Source organism: Micromonospora sp. DT41 (assembly GCF_049841715.1).
Classification (GTDB): domain Bacteria; phylum Actinomycetota; class Actinomycetes; order Mycobacteriales; family Micromonosporaceae; genus Micromonospora; species Micromonospora profundi.
On the sequence record NZ_JBNCKU010000002.1, the window covers coordinates 1 to 16077 of the forward strand.

Here is a 16077-nt window from a genome sequence, read left to right on the forward strand (position 1 = left end):
CCGCCACGTCGTTCCAGGCCACCGTCACTATCGCCGCGTTACTCCAATGGTTGTGAACCTTTGAAGACACTGCCTAGCGACGGCGGCCAGCGCCGTTTGCCGGCACCGGCGACGGTGGCCCGCGCTGGCAGCGTCCTTTGCCGGCACCGCCTGCGCTGGCAGCGCTGTTTGCCGGCACCGGCCGTGGGTAACCGCCGGGCGTGACCGACAGCGCGGGCGGCAGCGGGTTTCCGCACTTCATCGACGCGGTGTCCCGACGGTCCGGCCTGCCGACCGAGCAGGCCGCCGCCCTCGCCCGCGCCGTACTCCAGACGATGGCCGAACGCGTCACCGGCGGTGTGCCCGACGACCTGGTCGGGCACCTTCCGGACCAGGTGGACGGCTATCTGAACGACTTCGCGCCGCCCCCGCCGTCGGATGTGTCGCGCCCCCCCTCTGACGTGCCGGGCCCGTCCTCGGATCTGCCCGGCTTGCCTTCGGATCTGGCTGGCCTGCCCTCGGATGAGGTCGGGTTGGCCAACGGCCCGGCCGGTGGTGTCGACGGGGCGGGTGCCGGCGTCGACGGGTTCGACTCCGGCGTGGGTCTCGAAGTCGGTGGGCCTGCTGTGCCCCCGCCTCAGGTGGACGCCGGACCGGCGGAGTTCCTCCGCCGGGTGGGTCAGCGCGCCGGGGTGGACCCGGCTACCGCACGGGCCGGCACCGGGGCGGTCTTCGCGACCCTGCGCGAGACGGTGACCGTACGGGAGTTCCGCGACATGGTGGCACGACTGCCAGGCGATGGCGACGCCACGACCGGCCCGCCCACTCTGCCCGACATCTGACGCCCTGGGCTCGCGGGTAGATCCACTCGGGTTCCTTGAAATCGCGGTATCCAAGGCCCTTGGATACCGCGATTTCCAAGAAGCCGAGTGGATCGTGGACGGCGAACGCCGTCAGGCGCCGGATAGGTCCTCGGGCTCGGCGACCCAGGCGGAAAAGACCGGCACCCCGTGCCACGACGAGCCCCCGGCGCCGCCCGCTCGGGTGTCGGTGGCTACGGCCACCACGGCGTAGGGGTGGCCGAAGCGCAGCTCGGCGATGCGTGCCACGCCCTCCGGCGGAAGACTCACCGTCCCGAACATGCCGGTCACCGCCGCAGCCTCGAAGCCGTACCGGTCGTAGCGGGCCATCGCCACCTGCCGCGCCTCGAAGCCCCGCACTGGCTGGCCCAGCGCTCGTGCCAGCGCCGCCGTGGCGGCCGGGAAGCCCAGCGACTCGGGGGTCAGGTCATGGTCGCTGCGGGCCGACCAGCAGGGAAGCACCGCGCTGTGCCGCTCTTCGCGGCCGTCGCGGGCCCGGGTCCGTACCTGCTCCTCCCGAATCGTCCACAGGGGAGTATCGCCGAGCGGGAGGTCGAACAGGGACCGCCGTCCGTCCGGTTCGGCGCCGTCTACCAGGCCGGCGCTGAGGTGGTACGCGGCGGCCAGCACGTCGGCCGGCGGCACCTCCGGCGCGGCGGCGACTGAGAGCACCACGAGCCCCGCCCCGTCGGCTGTCTGCGCCGGGGCGGCATGCATGACCACGTCACCGGCCCGCGCGGTCGTCACGATTGCGCACCGGTGGCCGTGCCCCGGGCTGCGCAGGACTCGGCGCAGGTCACATGCCCAGACGCTGCCGGGGCCGAGCGTACGGGCGTCGGCTACCTCGAACGGCTCGGCCCACGAGATCCGCGTGGCGAGAGCACTGGCGAGGGCGAAGACAACGTCCGGGCTGACCTTCAGCGGGAAGGTCTCGATCAGCCCGTCGGTGTGCTCGCGCGCCCACGCGTCCAGCCCAGCCTGATCGGGTAGCGCACCCACCTCGGTCGTCGCGGGCAACGCCGCCCGCCACCCGGCCGTACCGTCGAGGTTCTGACCCGGTCGGTGCCACAGCGCCGTTGCGGACGCGACCAGCGGATGCGGCGTGTCCAGCAGCGCGCGGGCGACCCCCGCCGCGGTGAGCAGGTCCGTGCCCAGAGCCGCCGCCAGCCGATCGGCTGCCGCCTCAGATCCGGCCGTCGAGTCGGAACTAACCGCCGGGTAAGAGCCACCTGCCGGGTCGGGGCTGCTCGTTCGGTCGGAGCTCACCGCCGGGTCGGGGTTGGCCGCTGCCGCGCTGAGGGCGAGCAGCAGCCAGGCGCCGAGCGGGGAGGCGACGTGGTGCCGGTCGCCGATCGTGGTGTGCAGCCGCTCGGCGTACGCGGACAGCGGCCCGTGCAGGTCGGTCGTCATGCCCCCACTCTGCCTGCCGCGCTCCGGTCCGGCATCCTCACCGGCGGTCGGGTCACGACCACAGCTCGAACGGCTCGTCGATGCTCTCGCCGGCCAGAAACGGCGTGATCAGCTCAGGGAGCCGGCCGGGGTAGAACCGCCTGGAGCTGGCAACGACCTCCGGCAGCGGCCACCATCGGAAGCCGAAGTAGTCCTCCCGCTCGTAGTCGAGCCGGTGTGCCTCGTCCACGTCCGGCCCCGGCCCGGCCAGCCGCACCGCGACGACCACCTCGTCCTGGACGTGACGCAGCTGTCGGTGCAGGAAACTCGCTCGCCGTCGCCAGGTCGGTGCACCCACCTGGTCGCCGGTGACCACGATGCCGGTCTCCTCGCGCAGTTCTCGGACGGCGGTGTCGCGGTACGTCTCGCCGGGGTCCATGCCGCCGCCGGGCAGCTCCCACCAGGTGCCCAACCGTGGATGGTCCGGGTCGCGGGTGTGAAACAACAACACCCGGTCGTCGGCGTCACAGACCACCACACGTACCGCGCGCCGCTCCCACACCGGCAGGTCGTCGGGCACGTCGCTCATCGGGCCAGTCTGCCGCAGCACCGGCTCCGGGCGCTCGGACCGGGGCCGGTAGGCTGCCCGCCGTGGCTGGTCTGTTGAGGAACGTGGCGCAACGCATCTCCCGGGTCGGCGCGGCGATCCCGTCGCCCCGACGGTCCGGGCCGGCTCCCGCACGGGTGGCCCGTCCCCGGCAGGTCAGCGCGTTGCAGCGGCGGGAGCTGACGTACGCCCCCGAGCAGGACGGCCACGCCGACCCGGGGGAGATCGTCTGGACCTGGGTGCCGTACGAGGACGACCCTCGTCAGGGCAAGGACCGTCCGGTGCTGGTGGTGGGACGGCACAGCAGGACCCTGTTCGGGCTGATGTTGTCCAGCCAGAGCGACCGGGACGGGCAGCGGCACTGGTTCGCGCTCGGCCCGGGCGAGTGGGACCGGGACAACCGGCCCAGTTGGGTCCGGCTGGACCGGGTGCTCACCATGCGCGAGGACAGCATCCGCCGGGAGGGCGCCGTGCTGGACCGGCCCCGGTTCGACCGGGTCGGGCAGGCGCTGCGCGCCGGCTACGGCTGGCGCTGACCGTACGCCGGTAAAGGTCGACCCCGGTAAAGACCAACCGCAGTAAAGACCGACCCCGGTACAGCCGCCGGCTTGAGCGTCCAGGCGCGGGTACGGTCAGCGCTCCACGAGGCGGGTACGGTCGGTGAGTTGGTGGGCCGGGCGGGCGCCGGAGAGGCTCTTCGCCTGGTACATGGCCGCGTCGGCGCGGCTGAGCGCCTCGGTGAGCTGGGCGGGGCCGGTCACCGGGGCGAGCCCGACGGAGGCTGTGACCCGGACGCTGCTGCATCCGCTGAGCCGGATCGGTGCGGCGACGGTTTCGCTGAGCCGGCGGGTGGCGTGCTCGATCCAGCGCCGGTCGACGGTCGGGCTGGCGAGCAGGCCGGCGAACTCGTCACCGCCGAGGCGGGCGACGAGGTTGTCCCCGGCGAAGCCGGCCAGGCGGTCGGCGACGCTGATCAGCACCTGGTCGCCGGCGGCGTGCCCGTACCGGTCGTTGATCTGCTTGAAGTCGTCGAGGTCGAGCACGATGGCGATCAGCGGCTGGCCGGCGGCGTCGGTGAGGAGCGCGGCAGCGAGGCGGTAGAAGGCACGCCGGTTGGGCAGCCCGGTGAGTGGGTCGTGGCTGGCGGCGTGCCGTTCGGCGGCGAGCTCGGCCTGGAGGTGCTCGATCTCGGCCTCGGCGCGCAGCGCCCGTCGGCGCAGTTGCCAGGAGGACAGCAGCGCTCCCGCCGCACAGATGCCGGAGGCGACGCTCATCGGATCCGGCACGAGACCTCCCATCGCCGCGACCGCCTCCAGCCTCGGTCGACGCGGCGCGGGTGCCGCGTCGGGCCCATTTCTCCCCGTTGGTGCCCACAGTGGGGTCACTCAAAGTGAACGGATAAGCACCGTTCACGTGCGTTATCATGCTCGCCGTCCGGTGCAGATGCAATAGCAGATGCACGTGCATACGTCCGATGTCGATACCGCACCCTCGCCGTCAACCGCTCCTCCCACGGGCACCGGCGGGCTCGTGAGCAGAAAGACGCCTCCCATGCAGCAGCCACCCAATGGCGTTCCGATCCATCAGTTGCCCCCGCTGAGCTGGCTGAAGAGCCGTCGCAGCAACCCCAGCGGCAACTGCGTCGAAATCGCCGAACTGCCCGGGGGAGCAGGCATCGCCGTCCGCAACTCCCGGCACCCGGAGGGACCGGCGCTGATCTACACAGTGGACGAGATCGCCGCCTTCGTACTCGGCGCCCGCGACGGCGACTTCGATCATCTGATCAACTGAGCGCTCCGACAGGCCGGTCCCGGGAACGGGACTGATTCACCGCTCCGGAGGAGTTCATCTCACCGACGGTCCATGGCATGCTTACACGTCGGCCGGGCCGGATGCCCGACCAAGTGGTCGGTATACCGGAGGCCCGCACGTGACGATGGTTCCCGCCGAGGGCGGCCCGACAACGGGGCCGACAGTGCTGCGCATGTTGCTCGGTGCCCAACTGCGCCGGCTGCGGGAGGCCAGCGGGGTGACCCGCGAAGGCGCCGGCTGGGAGATCCGCTCGTCCGAGTCGAAGATCAGTCGGATGGAGCTGGGTCGCGTTGGTTTCAAGGAACGCGACGTGGCCGACCTGCTCACCCTGTACGGCGTCACCGACGGGCAGGAGCGTGAGTCGCTGCTCAAACTCGCCCGGGACGCCAACAGTCCAGGGTGGTGGCACCGCTACGGCGATGTCCTGCCCAGCTGGTTCCAGTCCTACCTGGGGCTGGAGGCTGCGGCGGCGCTGATCCGCAGCTACGAGGTGCAGTTCGTGCCCGGCCTGCTGCAAACTCCGGAGTACGCCCGCGCGGTCGTCCTGCTCGGGCACAGCGCGGCGGACGTGGCCGAAATCGATCGCCGGGTGGCGTTGCGGATGCAGCGCCAGCAACTGCTGCGCCGCGATCGTCCGCCGCAGCTCTGGGTAGTGGTGGACGAGGCGGCGCTACGCCGGCCGATCGGTGGCGTCGAGGTGATGCGTGGGCAGCTCGAGGCGCTCATCGAGGCGACCAGGTCGCCCCACATCCGACTCCAGGTCATCCCGTTCGCGGCCGGCGGCCACGCGGCGGCCGGCGGCGCCTTCACCATCCTGCGCTTCGGCGACCAGGAGCTGCCCGACATCGTCTACATCGAACAGCTCACCAGCGCCCTCTACCTGGACAAGCGCGACGACCTCGACTACTACGCCGTCGCCATGGAACGGCTCTGTGTGGAGGCCGAACCGCCGGAGCGCACTCCGGAAATCCTCGGCCGGCTGCTGAAGGAGGCCTACCCGCACTGACGCGTGCCCGTGTCGTCGTAGCGGGCTCGGGCCTCGTGCACCTCGGCGATGTGCGTTTCTGCCCACGCCTTGATGGCCCGTTGCACGGGCAGCAGGCTCTCGCCCAGCGGCGTCAGCTGGTAGTCGACCCGGGCCGGCACGCCAGCGGTCACCGTCCGGCTCACCAGGCCCTCGCGCTCCAGTTTGCGCAGAGTCTGGGTGAGCATCTTCTGACTGGCCCCGGCGACGGTACGGGCCAGCTCACTGTGCCGTAGCGGCCCGTCGGCAAGTGCGCTCACCACGAGGGTCAGCCACTTGTCGCTGAGCGTCGCCAGCACCTCGTGACCGGGGCATTCGGCCAGGAAGGCGTTGTAGCGACGCCGTTCCCGCTCGCGTCGTTCGTCGGCGGTCATGGTGGCCATGGCGTACCTCCCGGTGCCCAGGGCACCCGAAGGTGCCTCCTTCCCGCCGGAGACTAGCGCTCCTAGCGTCGCCGGTATGAGAGCTGTGATCGTCCGCCGGTTCGGCGGCCCCGAGGTCCTCCAGATCGCCGACGTGCCCCGACCGGAGCCGGGGGTCGGCCAACTGCGGGTACGCGTCGCCGCCGCCGCGGTGAACCGGATCGACCTGTCCACCCGCAGTGGAGCGTTGAGCGCGGCGGGCCTGCTGCCACCGCTGCCGGTCGTGGCGCTGGGCTGGGACGTCGCGGGGGAGGTGGACGCGATCGGTGCGGAGGTGCGGCGGTTCGCTGTGGGTGACGCGGTGATCGGGCTGCGGGACGTCCTCTCCGCGCCGGGTGCCCAGGCCGAGTGGGTGGTGCTGGACGAGGACGCGGTCGCGGCAGCCCCGCGTACCGTCGCCGCGGAGGTGGCGGCGACGCTGCCGCTCATCGGTCTCACAGCGGCGCGGTCACTCGCCCTCACGGGACTGGACGCCGGGCGGACGCTGCTGGTCACCGGGGCGGCCGGCGGGGTGGGTGGTCTGCTACTCGAACTGGCGGCGCTGCGCGGTGTGCGGACCGTAGCGGTGGCCGACCCACGGGACGAGGAGTTGGTACGCGGGCTGGGCGCCGACTGGTTCGTGCCGCGTACGGACCGGTTGGGCGCGGCGGTGCGCGCAGTGGTTCCAGGTGGGGTGGACGCGGTGGTCGACGCCGCGGTCGTCGGCGTCGCGGCGCACGAGGCGCTGCGGGGCGGGGGAACGTTCGTGGCGCTGGTGGCGCCGTTCGCCCCACCGCCGTTGCGGGCCACCCGGGTCGTCGTTCAGGAGGTCTGCGCCGACGGCGCCCGGTTGGCGGAGTTGTCAGCGCTTGTCGACAGCGGCCAGTTGAGCCTGCGACTGGCCGACCGGTTGCCGCTGGCCGAGGTGGCGGCGGCGCACGAGCGGCTGGCCGCCGGAGGTCTGCGGGGGCGTCTGGTGCTGGTGCCCTGAAGGGTCGCTATTGACCGACGCCGACGTGTCACGCTAATCTCTGGATCGATACAGTTCTGAATCGATCCAGAGGGGTGCCGGGTGAGGCCAACACTGCAAGCCGTCGCGGAGGCCGTGGGTGTCTCCCGCAGCACGGTGTCCAACGCCTACAGCCGCCCCGACCAGCTCTCCGCCGCCCTGCGCGAGCGGATCCTCGACGCCGCCCGGCAGCTCGGCTACCCCGGTCCCAACCCCACCGCCCGCTCCCTGCGTCGCGGCTTCGTCGGCTCGATCGGGGTGCTGTTCACCTCGCAACTGTCGTACGCCTTCACCGACCCCTTCGCGGTCCGCTTCCTCGCCGGGGTCGGCAGCGCCGCCGAACGGCACGGCACCAGCATGCTGCTGGTGCCGCTGCCGCCTGCCCAGACCGACGCCCGGCGGGCGGTGGAGAACGCCGCCGTCGACGGCTTCTGCGTCTACTGCGCCGCCGACGAGGAATGGGCGCTGGACGTGATCCGGGAGCGTGGCCTGCCGTTCGTCACCACCGCGGCCCGCGAGGACGCCGGCCCCGACGACCGGTTCGTCGGCATCGACGAGCGCGCGGCGGCCTACCGCATCGCCGCGCACGTGGCCGGCCTCGGCCACCGCCGGGTCGCCCTGCTCGCCGACGCCGTGCTGCCCGACGCGTCGACCGGCCCGGTCACCCTGGCCGGGGCGGACGAGGTGTGGCATCCGACCACCCGCGACCGGCTTGCCGGCTTCGCCGACGCGTTCGCCGAGGTCGGCGTCGGCTGGGGCGAGTTGACACTGGTCAGCGCTGCGGGCAACAGCCGGGCCGCAGGAGTCGCCGCCGTCGCCGGGCTGTTCGACGGGCCCGCGCCGCCGACAGCCGTGCTGGCCGGCTCGGACGTGCTCGCCCTGGGCGTGCTCGACGCGCTGGCCCAGCGGCCGGGTGGCACCGACCCGCCGGTCTCGGTGACCGGTTTCGACGACGTTCCCGAGGCCGCGACCGCCGGCCTCACCACCGTCCGGCAACCGGCCGAGGAGAAGGGCCGGATCGCCGCCGAACTGCTGCTCGACCCACCCACGGACCCCGCAGCCGGTCACGTGCTGCTGCCCACCGCACTCATCGTCCGGTCCTCCACCGGACCTGTCCCGAGGAGTTGATCATGGAATTCCCGACCGGATACGTCACCGCTCTCGACGCCATGAGCCGACACGTCAACTCGGCCCGACCGGACGCCCCCGTCCAGGCCGAGCGGACCCGCCGGGCGCTGCTCGCGCCGACCCGGCAGGCCGCTGCCGGTGCCCTGCACCGGCTCGCCGACCGGATCCAGCCGCGACCGGTGCCGTCCACCCCACGCTGCTCCTGACCTGCCCGCAAGGCCCGGTGCCACCCGCACAACACCCCATTTCGGTACGCCGGGAACGGGCGGGTCGGCACCGGGCGGCGCGGGTGGTCGAGTGGGGAAGGGCCAGGCAGACTGGTGAGGCCATGTCACAGTTCACGCCCGCACTCCGCCTCCACGACCGCTACGTGCTGCACGAGCGGATCGGCCTCGGCGGCATGTCCGAGGTGTGGCGGGCCGACGACGAGGTGCTCGGCCGGCCCGTCGCGGTCAAGGTGCTCGCCGGGCAGCTCGCCGCCGACCCGCACCTGATGGCCACGATCCGGCGCGAGGCCCGCGCGGCCGCCCGGCTCACCCACCCGCACGTGACCCAGGTGTACGACTACGCCGAGGCGACACTGGCCGGCGGAGTCGTCGTGCCGTACCTGGTCATGGAGTTGGTCGACGGGCACAACCTTGCCGATCGCCTGCGGTCCGGGCCGATGCCCTGGCCGGAGGCGGTCCGGGTGGCCGGGCAGATCGCCGCCGCGCTGGCCGCGGCGCACCGCATCGGCGTGGTGCACCGTGACGTCAAACCGGGCAACGTCATGCTCACCGACACCGGCGCCAAGGTGCTCGACTTCGGCATCGCCGCGCTCGGCGGCCTCGACAGCCGCTCCGGCGAACCGCTGATGGGCACCCCTGCCTACTTCGCCCCCGAGCGCCTCGCCGCCGGCCCGCCCGACCCGGCCAGCGACGTGTACGCCCTCGGCGCGCTGCTCTACCGCCTGCTCACCGGCCAGGCACCGCTGCCCGTGCAGAGCTGGGAGGACGCCCTCAAGGTGCACCGGCAGCGCACGCCGGTGCCGCCGCTGCGGGTGCCCGGCCTGCCCGCCGACATCGCCGAGCTCACCCTCACCTGCCTCGCCACCGACCCGGCCCACCGCCCGAGCGCCGCGCGTCTCGCTCGCCGGTTCGGCACCACCCAGCCGGTCGAGCCGGAGATGCTGGGCTTCCCGCACCCGGCGGCAGCGCATCCGCCCACCGAAATGGTGCGCCTCCCGTCGCCGGCTCCGGCCGCGGGCAACCGACCCACCGAGATGTCGCACGTCCCGTCGTCGACCCAGGCAGTCCACCCGCCCACGCTCATCGACCGCTCGGCGACCCCACCGTCCCTCGCACCGTCGGGCGCCGCACCGTCGGGCGCCGCACCCCGTCGGCGTCGCTCCCGCCGGCCGCTCGCCGTGCTGACCGCCGCTGGCCTCGCGGCAGTGGTCGGACTCGGCGCGCTGCTCACCCAGGGCCCCGACTCGCCCGAGTCACCCGATACCTCGCAGCTCGCCGCCCCGTCGGTGACCAACTCCCCGGCGTCCTCGCCCACCACACAGTCGCCGAGGCCGACGTCACCGGCCGCACCGCCGCCCACCAGCAGCCCGCCGACCCCGAGCCCGACTCCGACCCGGACCTTCGGCCAGCAGGTGCCGGTCAGCCTGTGGCAGGTCACCGGCGAATTCGCGTCGGTGCTCGCCCAGGCGCAGGCGCGCGGCGACATCGACCGCAAGACCGCCGAGGACCTGCGCGATGAGCTCGACGACCTCAACCGCCGGCCACGCGACCGCGCGCGTAACATCGCCGACCTGCGGGAACGCATCGCGAAGCTGGTCGAGCGGCGCGAGATGCCGGCGCGCACAGCCGCCCAGCTCGACGCCCTGCTCACCCGGGCCGACACGTCCGGCACGGGCCGGATCAGCGACTGACGCGGGAGCTGCGCGCTGCTTGGCCGGGCGCTGCCGGGAGCGTGATCCAATAGCGGCGCGCGAGGCCGAGGCCGGTGTCCGGGCCACACTCAAGGACGCCGCCCTGCCGTTCGATCGTCCTGGCCGACGCGAGATTGTCGGCCACGCAGACGACCAGAACACGATCCAGGCCGAGCCGCCGAGCCTCGTCCAGCATCCGACCCAATGCCCAGGTCGCCACACCTCGGCGTCGCGCGGACGGCCGGATGCCGTAACCGATGTGGCCGGCGACCCGCAGCAGGAAGTCGTTGAGCTCGTGCCGCAGCGCGATCCCACCGAGGACCCGGCCGTCCTCGACGATCCACCGGTACGTGCACCGCACCTGGCCCTCGTCCAGCGGCGTCGCCGGATCTGACTGGTCGGTCAGCCGCGCCACCCAGGCCGCGAACCCGTCGGGGGTGCGTACCTCATCCGTCGGCCGTAACCCGAACCCATCCTCGTGGAGGCCGGCACCCCATTCGTCATGCGCGTCGAGCCACGCCCCGCGTAGGCCTACGGTGGGCGCGACCAGCTCGGGCATGCGGCGATCGTAGTCGGCGCCTCACTCGCTCAGGATCTGCTCACGGAGGATCTCCGCGTGCCCGCAGTGCTGCGCCAACTCCCGCAACACGTGCAGATAGACCCAGCGCAGCGGCAGCGGACCGCGTCGGTTGCCGCGCAGCACATCGTCCAGACCCAGGGTGGCCGCCGCCCGGCGCGACGCCTCGCACGCCTCGCGGTGTGCCCGCTGGATGCTGGCGATGGTGTCACCGTCGTCGAGGATGAATGACTCGTCCGGCGTCGCCGGGATGCCGATCTCGGCGCGGGACCGGCACGTGACGGCCTCGTCGAACCACACCTTCTCCACGAACGTGACGTGCTTGACGAGGCCGAGCAGCGTCGTGCGGGACGGCACCAACGATCGGCGCGCCTGCTCCTCGGTCAACCCGTCCAGACAGCCGTTGAGCGCACGGCGGTGCTCGTCGATGAACGCCTCGAACTGCTCCTGTGCGGAAGCGCTGACCACGTCGGCGGCGAAGGTCCCCGGAAAAGACGTCATGACCGAAGCCTAGGACCACGGCCGCGACGGCACTCACCCGAAGGAGACCAGGGCGCCGCGCTCGTCGAAGCGGGCCGTGCCCGCCCACGCGATCTCCCAACGGTTGCCCTCGGGATCGGCGATGTAGGCCGAACGCCCACCCCAGGGCCGGTCGGTGGGCTCGGCGACCACAGTCGCACCCGCCGCAACCGCCGCGGTGAAGGCCGTGTCGACCTCGGCCCGGCTGTCGACGTTGCAGGCCAGGGTCACGCCGGACCAGCCACCGGCCGGACCAGCCACGCCGGGTGCCGCCTCGGCGGCCAACTCCGGCAGCGGAAAGAGCGCGAACAGAACGCCGCCGAGCAGGAACGCCGACCAACTGTCGTCGCTGCCCGGCGACTCGGGCCAGCCCAACGAGCGGTAGAACGCCCGCAACCGGCCCACGTCGCGCGCGCCCACTGTGACAACGGACAGACGGGAGGGAAGTGCGTGCATGGCACTGATCCTGCCTTGGCCGTACGACATCTCAAGTCGTGGCGCTGCACCGCCACGACTTCCTAACCGGCGAGGGCCCGTAGCAGATCGGTGGTCGCCGGGTCGGCCGGAAAGAAGGCCTCGACGGCCAATCCGGCGACTGTGACGTCCAGCGGCGTACCGAAGAGGGTGGTGGTGCTGAGGAAGGACAGCTCCCGGCCGTCATGGCGGTAGCGCAGCGGAACGACGATGCGTGACACCGCCGTGCTGATCGGCGTCTCCTGGATGTGGCCGCCGGGATAGCCGCGAAGCTCCTCGTGCAGGTCGTACAGGATCGGGTCGTTGCTCGTCACGGCCTGCTGGCGCAGACGGCTCAGCAGATGCGCGCGCCACTGCGGCAGGTTGACGATGCGCGGAGCCATGCCGTCGGGGTGCAGGCTGAGCCGCAGCACGTTCACCGGTGGGCTCAGCAGGCGAGGGTCGGCGCCAGCGGTGAACAGGGCCACCGCCGGATTGGCCTCGACGAGGTGCCAGTGCTTGTCGACGAGCAGAGCGGGGTACGGGCTGTGGGCGTCGAGGATCTGCCGCACTGCCGCGCGTACCGGGTCCAGCTCCGGATCGGTCAGGTCGTGAGTGGAGTACGCGGGTGCGTAGCCACCGGCGAGCAGGATCGTGTTGCGGGCCGCCAACGGCAGGTCGAGCTGCTCGGCCAGCCGCAGGATCAGCTCCGGGCTCGGGCGCGACCGCCCGGTCTCCACGAAGCTCAGATGCCGGGCCGACACCCCCGCCTCGAGCGACAGGTCGAGCTGACTCATCCCGCGGGTTCGGCGCCAGTCGCGCAGCAACTCCCCGACGGCGCGCGCGGGCCCTGCCGTGATCGTCACGCCTCGACCCTAGTGACAGCGGCTGCGCACGATCCATTACCTGCGAGGTAATCGACAGGGCACCGGCAGCCCCGAGACCATCTCCCCATGACCGCTTACGGACTTGCGCATCTGCGCACCGCATCCACCCACGCCGACGTGCTGGAGTACCTGCGCCGCATCGACGCCACCCTCGCCCCCTTCGGCGGCCGGTTCCTCGTCCACGGCGGCGACGTCGAGGTCCTGGAGGGGACCTGGCCGGGCCATCTGGTGATCATCGAGTTTCCCGACCTGCCCACGGCCCGCGCCTGGTACGACTCCAGCGACTATCAGGAGATCAAGCCGTTCCGGACACGGCACATCGCCGGCGACGTGATCCTGGCCGACGGAGTCGAGCCCGACCACAGTTCAGCCGAGCTTGCCGCGAGCATGGTCCGCCGGAGCGGGTGACAGCTCGCCGCCCGCCTGGTCTGGCGAAGTGGGTGACGGGGCCCCCATCTCGCCGGTCGGCCCGGTGCCGTCAGCCGATGTCGGCCCGGGCCAGCGCTTCGGGCTCGGTGCCCGTGCGGGCGTGCACCTCGCCCGCGGGCGACCAGATCGCCGACCCGCCGGCCGCCTCGGTGTAGCCGCCACCCGTCGATCCCGCGAAGCTCGCCACCGCCACCCACACCCGGTGCGTCGTGGCGATCCGCCGCGCCCGCCCGTCCGTCACGGCCGCGTCGCACGCCGACTCCAGCACGCCCGCCGCGTACAGGTCGATCCCGAGCGCGGCAGTCTGCGCCGCGTGCGCGGCGACGCCGGTGTCCTTGCAGATCGCCAGGCCGATCCGCCAGCCGTCCACATCCAGCACCGCCGGCGTGTCGCCCGGCCGGAAGCGGCGGGCCTCCACGTCACCCAGCCACATCTTCCGGTACGCGATCGTCGCGCCGTCGCCGGTCACCGCCAGCGTGGCGATGTGCTCACCGGCGACCGGCGCGCCGGCAAGCGCGAGGGTGCCCGTCTCGGCGCACGCCTCGACCAGCGGCGCCAACCGGGGATCGTCGACCGACACGGCCGGCCCCTGCAACTCGTACCCCGTCAGTGACAGCTCCGGAAAAACGACAACCCGGGCGTGCGCCGCGCGGACCGCGGCGGCGTGCGCCCGCGCGTTCTCCGCGACATCCAGGGGTACGCACGAAGGCTGCGCCACCGCGAGCCGCAGTGGGGTACGGTTCTGCGCGCCCCCTTCGCAAGGGGCGGCGTGCTCGACCGGGGGGTGGCCCGCGTGGCCGACTCTCAGGAACACTTCGTAGCGTGGGGGCATGATTCGAACGTCCCACGCCGTGCTCGCCACCGGAACCCCCAGCGCTGCGGCCGAACCGCCACAGGATGGCATCGTCGGCTACGTCACCGACCTGGTGGAACGACTCGGCGGGCCGGGCGCCGGCCTGGCGGTGGCACTGGAGAACCTGTTCCCGCCGATCCCCAGCGAGATCATCCTTCCGCTGGCGGGTTTCGTGGCCGCGCAGGGCCGGATGAGCCTCGCCGGGGCGATCTTCTGGACGACGTTGGGATCGGTGGTCGGCGCCCTGGCGCTGTACTACATCGGCGCGTTACTGGGGCGTGACCGGACGCGCGCCATCGTGGAGCGGCTGCCGCTGGTGAAACTCAGCGACGTGGACCGCACCGAGGCGTGGTTCCTGCGGCACGGCGTGAAGGCCGTCTTCTTCGGCCGGATGATTCCGATCTTCCGAAGCCTGATCTCCATCCCGGCCGGTGTGGAACGGATGCCGGTACGGATCTTCCTGCTCTACACCACGCTCGGCAGCCTCATCTGGAACAGCACCTTCGTGCTGGCCGGCTACCTGCTCGGCGACAACTGGCACCTCGTCGAGAACTACGTCGGCGTCCTCCAGAACGTCGTCATCGTGGTCTGCGTGGCGGCCCTGGCCTGGTTCGTCGGGTCCCGCGTGCTGCGCGCCCGCCGCGCCGCCCGCAACCCCGAGCCCGCCGTCGAGGTCACCCCCGACCCGATCACCCCGACGCCTGGCGTACCCGACCCGAGTGGGCGCGGAACGCTCTACCGGAGCGGCTCGCAAACCCCCCACGAGCACTGACGAACGCAGGGCAGGGTAGGGCCGGGCACGGGTACGACTGCGTGGTCCGGCGCGGTGGTGTGGTCCTACTCTCTGTAAACCCACCTTCGCAACCTGTCAGCCATAGTTGACGCGCCGTCGGGGTGTAGCAAAGAGCGCAGCAATACCCGATGGCGCCGGACCAGCAGCACGATCCAGATGACCACCACAGCCCACATCAACAGAGAGACGCTGCGGTACCTCATGAGTGCCGTGTCGCTGCGTGCCTCGCGTGCTGCCCTCACCTCGGCCGCCGTGTAGAGCACGATGCCGTCGGCGACGAAAGTGTCGGCCCTGATCCGGTAGAGCGCGTTTTCGAACAAGCGCCCGCTCTCCAGCGTCGGGCCGGGGTCACTGCCCATCTCGAATCGGACCGGCGTGCCGGGCACCAGCTCCTTGCTCGGCAGATTTCGTACGCTGAACTCGACCCGGGGGTGCTCGCGGAGCGTCACCAGATACACCGGTGCGGCGATCCTTCTGTTGCCGCTTCCCGTCGACGCGCTTGTGGTCCGAAACGACTCGACCGTGCCTGCCACCACGAACATCTCTGCCGGCAGGTCCGGCTCGTCGATTGGCGTCGGTATGTTCCAGATCCAGGTTGCTAGAACGGCAAGGAAGACGGGAACCATGTAGCGCGCTCTGAGACGGAGGTGCGGCATGCGGGCGAGAGTAGCCGCGCCCATCCACAGGTGCCGTTGCCCGATAGGCCGCCTCACCTGCAGGCGCCGCCGCGGAATGCCGTCAGGCTGGAGTCGCGTCGCGCCACTCGCCGAGAGGCGACCCGCACACCGACACCGCCCTCGCCACCCACCCGGTCGGGGGCAGCGCTGTGTCGGTACGGGAGCCCGACAGGTGCTTGTTTCGCGGCACAATGCTCAGGTGACTGTCGCGCAGCCCTGGTCTGAGCAGTCGGGTGTGCTCGTACTGCCCGGTGGGGCGACGGTGCGCGGGCGCCGTGTCGCCGCGACCGCGTCGCCGGCTGACTTCGCCCTGCTGTTGGCGCCCGGCCCGGCGCCGGCGTGGCCGCATCGGCGGATCCGGTGGCCCGACTTCTGGGTCCCGCTCGACCGAGCGGACACGCTCGACGCCCTGCGGGAGGCCCTGCGGCGGGCGTACGACGGTGAACGCGTCGAGGTGGCCTGTAGGGGCGGGGTGGGTCGTACGGGTACGGCGTTGGCGGCATTGGCGATCCTCGACGGTCTGCCCGTCGAGCGGGCGGTGCCGTGGGTGCGGGCGGGCTATCACCCGAAGGCGGTGGAGACGCCCTGGCAGCGGCGGTGGCTACGGCACGTCGCCTGACCTGTGGAGTCGGCTGACGTACTCGATGAGCCATTGCCGCCGGCGGCGACCGGGTCGGCGGTGCGCGCCCGTGAAGACGGCCCGCCTGTCACCGAGACGATCCGTCCGGCGGCATCCGGTCCCGCCGGGCGATCTTGTTGACT

The 16077-nt window shown here is 72.1% G+C and carries 21 protein-coding genes; 11 read left to right on the top strand and 10 right to left on the bottom strand.

Going from position 1 to position 16077, the window contains the following annotated elements:
- Nucleotides 1-200: 200 nt before the first annotated feature.
- Nucleotides 201-821 carry a DUF2267 domain-containing protein gene (locus ACLQ23_RS03845; RefSeq protein WP_053656855.1) on the top strand — a complete coding sequence of 207 codons (621 nt, stop codon included), beginning with the start codon at nucleotides 201-203 and terminating at the stop codon, nucleotides 819-821.
- A 111-nt stretch (nucleotides 822-932) separates the two neighbouring features.
- Here ACLQ23_RS03845 and ACLQ23_RS03850 read toward each other — a convergent pair whose 3' ends face one another.
- The gene (locus ACLQ23_RS03850; RefSeq protein WP_053656856.1) at nucleotides 933-2249 is read right to left on the bottom strand and encodes a hypothetical protein; all 1317 of its coding nucleotides are present in this window, start codon (nucleotides 2247-2249) and stop codon (nucleotides 933-935) included.
- 52 nt (nucleotides 2250-2301) lie between these two features.
- Nucleotides 2302-2817, bottom strand: a complete 516-nt coding sequence (locus tag ACLQ23_RS03855) for an NUDIX hydrolase (protein WP_053656858.1) — start codon at nucleotides 2815-2817, stop codon at nucleotides 2302-2304.
- Nucleotides 2818-2879: 62 nt separating this feature from the next.
- Between ACLQ23_RS03855 and ACLQ23_RS03860 the strand changes: the two genes are divergently transcribed.
- Complete coding sequence (locus ACLQ23_RS03860) at nucleotides 2880-3371, top strand: type II toxin-antitoxin system PemK/MazF family toxin (RefSeq protein ID WP_053656860.1); 492 nt, start codon at nucleotides 2880-2882, stop codon at nucleotides 3369-3371.
- Between the two features lie 96 nt (nucleotides 3372-3467).
- On the opposite strand, the gene ACLQ23_RS03865 is transcribed toward ACLQ23_RS03860, so the two are convergent.
- Nucleotides 3468-4121 carry a GGDEF domain-containing protein gene (locus tag ACLQ23_RS03865; RefSeq protein ID WP_053656974.1) on the bottom strand — a complete coding sequence of 218 codons (654 nt, stop codon included), beginning with the start codon at nucleotides 4119-4121 and terminating at the stop codon, nucleotides 3468-3470.
- 265 nt (nucleotides 4122-4386) lie between these two features.
- Here ACLQ23_RS03865 and ACLQ23_RS03870 point away from each other — a divergent pair, with 265 nt between their 5' ends.
- Together ACLQ23_RS03870 and ACLQ23_RS03875 are read left to right on the top strand one after the other, a co-directional pair.
- Complete coding sequence (locus tag ACLQ23_RS03870) at nucleotides 4387-4626, top strand: DUF397 domain-containing protein (protein ID WP_053656862.1); 240 nt, start codon at nucleotides 4387-4389, stop codon at nucleotides 4624-4626.
- Between the two features lie 139 nt (nucleotides 4627-4765).
- Nucleotides 4766-5653 carry a helix-turn-helix domain-containing protein gene (locus ACLQ23_RS03875; RefSeq protein WP_157552628.1) on the top strand — a complete coding sequence of 296 codons (888 nt, stop codon included), beginning with the start codon at nucleotides 4766-4768 and terminating at the stop codon, nucleotides 5651-5653.
- On the opposite strand, the gene ACLQ23_RS03880 is transcribed toward ACLQ23_RS03875, so the two are convergent.
- Nucleotides 5641-6054, bottom strand: a complete 414-nt coding sequence (locus tag ACLQ23_RS03880) for a winged helix-turn-helix transcriptional regulator (RefSeq protein ID WP_053656866.1) — start codon at nucleotides 6052-6054, stop codon at nucleotides 5641-5643. The genes ACLQ23_RS03875 and ACLQ23_RS03880 overlap by 13 nt on opposite strands.
- A 76-nt stretch (nucleotides 6055-6130) precedes the next feature.
- Between ACLQ23_RS03880 and ACLQ23_RS03885 the strand changes: the two genes are divergently transcribed.
- From ACLQ23_RS03885 to ACLQ23_RS03900, 4 genes are all read left to right on the top strand, one after another.
- Nucleotides 6131-7063 carry an NADP-dependent oxidoreductase gene (locus tag ACLQ23_RS03885; protein WP_053656868.1) on the top strand — a complete coding sequence of 311 codons (933 nt, stop codon included), beginning with the start codon at nucleotides 6131-6133 and terminating at the stop codon, nucleotides 7061-7063.
- An 81-nt stretch (nucleotides 7064-7144) separates the two neighbouring features.
- Complete coding sequence (locus tag ACLQ23_RS03890; protein ID WP_425735378.1) at nucleotides 7145-8209, top strand: LacI family DNA-binding transcriptional regulator; 1065 nt, start codon at nucleotides 7145-7147, stop codon at nucleotides 8207-8209.
- A gap of 2 nt (nucleotides 8210-8211) precedes the next feature.
- Nucleotides 8212-8415: a hypothetical protein gene (locus ACLQ23_RS03895; protein ID WP_355597260.1), complete on the top strand. Its 204-nt coding sequence runs from the start codon at nucleotides 8212-8214 to the stop codon at nucleotides 8413-8415.
- A gap of 122 nt (nucleotides 8416-8537) precedes the next feature.
- Nucleotides 8538-10127 (top strand): protein kinase domain-containing protein, encoded by a 1590-nt coding sequence (locus ACLQ23_RS03900; protein WP_425880347.1) that lies wholly within the window; start codon nucleotides 8538-8540, stop codon nucleotides 10125-10127.
- Here ACLQ23_RS03900 and ACLQ23_RS03905 read toward each other — a convergent pair.
- The 4 genes from ACLQ23_RS03905 to ACLQ23_RS03920 form a co-directional block, all read right to left on the bottom strand.
- Nucleotides 10117-10686 carry a GNAT family N-acetyltransferase gene (locus ACLQ23_RS03905; RefSeq protein ID WP_425880348.1) on the bottom strand — a complete coding sequence of 190 codons (570 nt, stop codon included), beginning with the start codon at nucleotides 10684-10686 and terminating at the stop codon, nucleotides 10117-10119. The genes ACLQ23_RS03900 and ACLQ23_RS03905 overlap by 11 nt on opposite strands.
- A gap of 21 nt (nucleotides 10687-10707) precedes the next feature.
- Complete coding sequence (locus ACLQ23_RS03910) at nucleotides 10708-11205, bottom strand: DinB family protein (RefSeq protein WP_425880349.1); 498 nt, start codon at nucleotides 11203-11205, stop codon at nucleotides 10708-10710.
- A gap of 33 nt (nucleotides 11206-11238) precedes the next feature.
- Nucleotides 11239-11679: a VOC family protein gene (locus tag ACLQ23_RS03915; RefSeq protein WP_355597252.1), complete on the bottom strand. Its 441-nt coding sequence runs from the start codon at nucleotides 11677-11679 to the stop codon at nucleotides 11239-11241.
- Nucleotides 11680-11741: 62 nt separating this feature from the next.
- Nucleotides 11742-12542, bottom strand: coding sequence for a helix-turn-helix domain-containing protein (locus ACLQ23_RS03920; protein ID WP_355597250.1), 801 nt, complete (start codon nucleotides 12540-12542; stop codon nucleotides 11742-11744).
- Between the two features lie 87 nt (nucleotides 12543-12629).
- Between ACLQ23_RS03920 and ACLQ23_RS03925 the strand changes: the two genes are divergently transcribed.
- Nucleotides 12630-12971, top strand: coding sequence for a DUF1330 domain-containing protein (locus ACLQ23_RS03925; RefSeq protein WP_355597248.1), 342 nt, complete (start codon nucleotides 12630-12632; stop codon nucleotides 12969-12971).
- Between the two features lie 70 nt (nucleotides 12972-13041).
- Here ACLQ23_RS03925 and ACLQ23_RS03930 read toward each other — a convergent pair whose 3' ends face one another.
- The gene (locus ACLQ23_RS03930; RefSeq protein ID WP_425880350.1) at nucleotides 13042-13710 is read right to left on the bottom strand and encodes a carbon-nitrogen hydrolase family protein; all 669 of its coding nucleotides are present in this window, start codon (nucleotides 13708-13710) and stop codon (nucleotides 13042-13044) included.
- Nucleotides 13711-13822: 112 nt separating this feature from the next.
- Between ACLQ23_RS03930 and ACLQ23_RS03935 the strand changes: the two genes are divergently transcribed.
- Nucleotides 13823-14617, top strand: a complete 795-nt coding sequence (locus ACLQ23_RS03935; protein WP_425880351.1) for a DedA family protein — start codon at nucleotides 13823-13825, stop codon at nucleotides 14615-14617.
- 65 nt (nucleotides 14618-14682) lie between these two features.
- Here the strand turns inward: ACLQ23_RS03935 and ACLQ23_RS03940 are convergent, their stop codons facing one another.
- Nucleotides 14683-15294: a hypothetical protein gene (locus ACLQ23_RS03940; RefSeq protein WP_425880352.1), complete on the bottom strand. Its 612-nt coding sequence runs from the start codon at nucleotides 15292-15294 to the stop codon at nucleotides 14683-14685.
- Nucleotides 15295-15514: 220 nt separating this feature from the next.
- Here ACLQ23_RS03940 and ACLQ23_RS03945 point away from each other — a divergent pair, with 220 nt between their 5' ends.
- Entirely contained in the window at nucleotides 15515-15934 is a 420-nt protein-coding gene (locus ACLQ23_RS03945; protein ID WP_425880353.1) for a protein-tyrosine phosphatase family protein, read from the top strand.
- Nucleotides 15935-16077 lie beyond the last annotated feature (143 nt).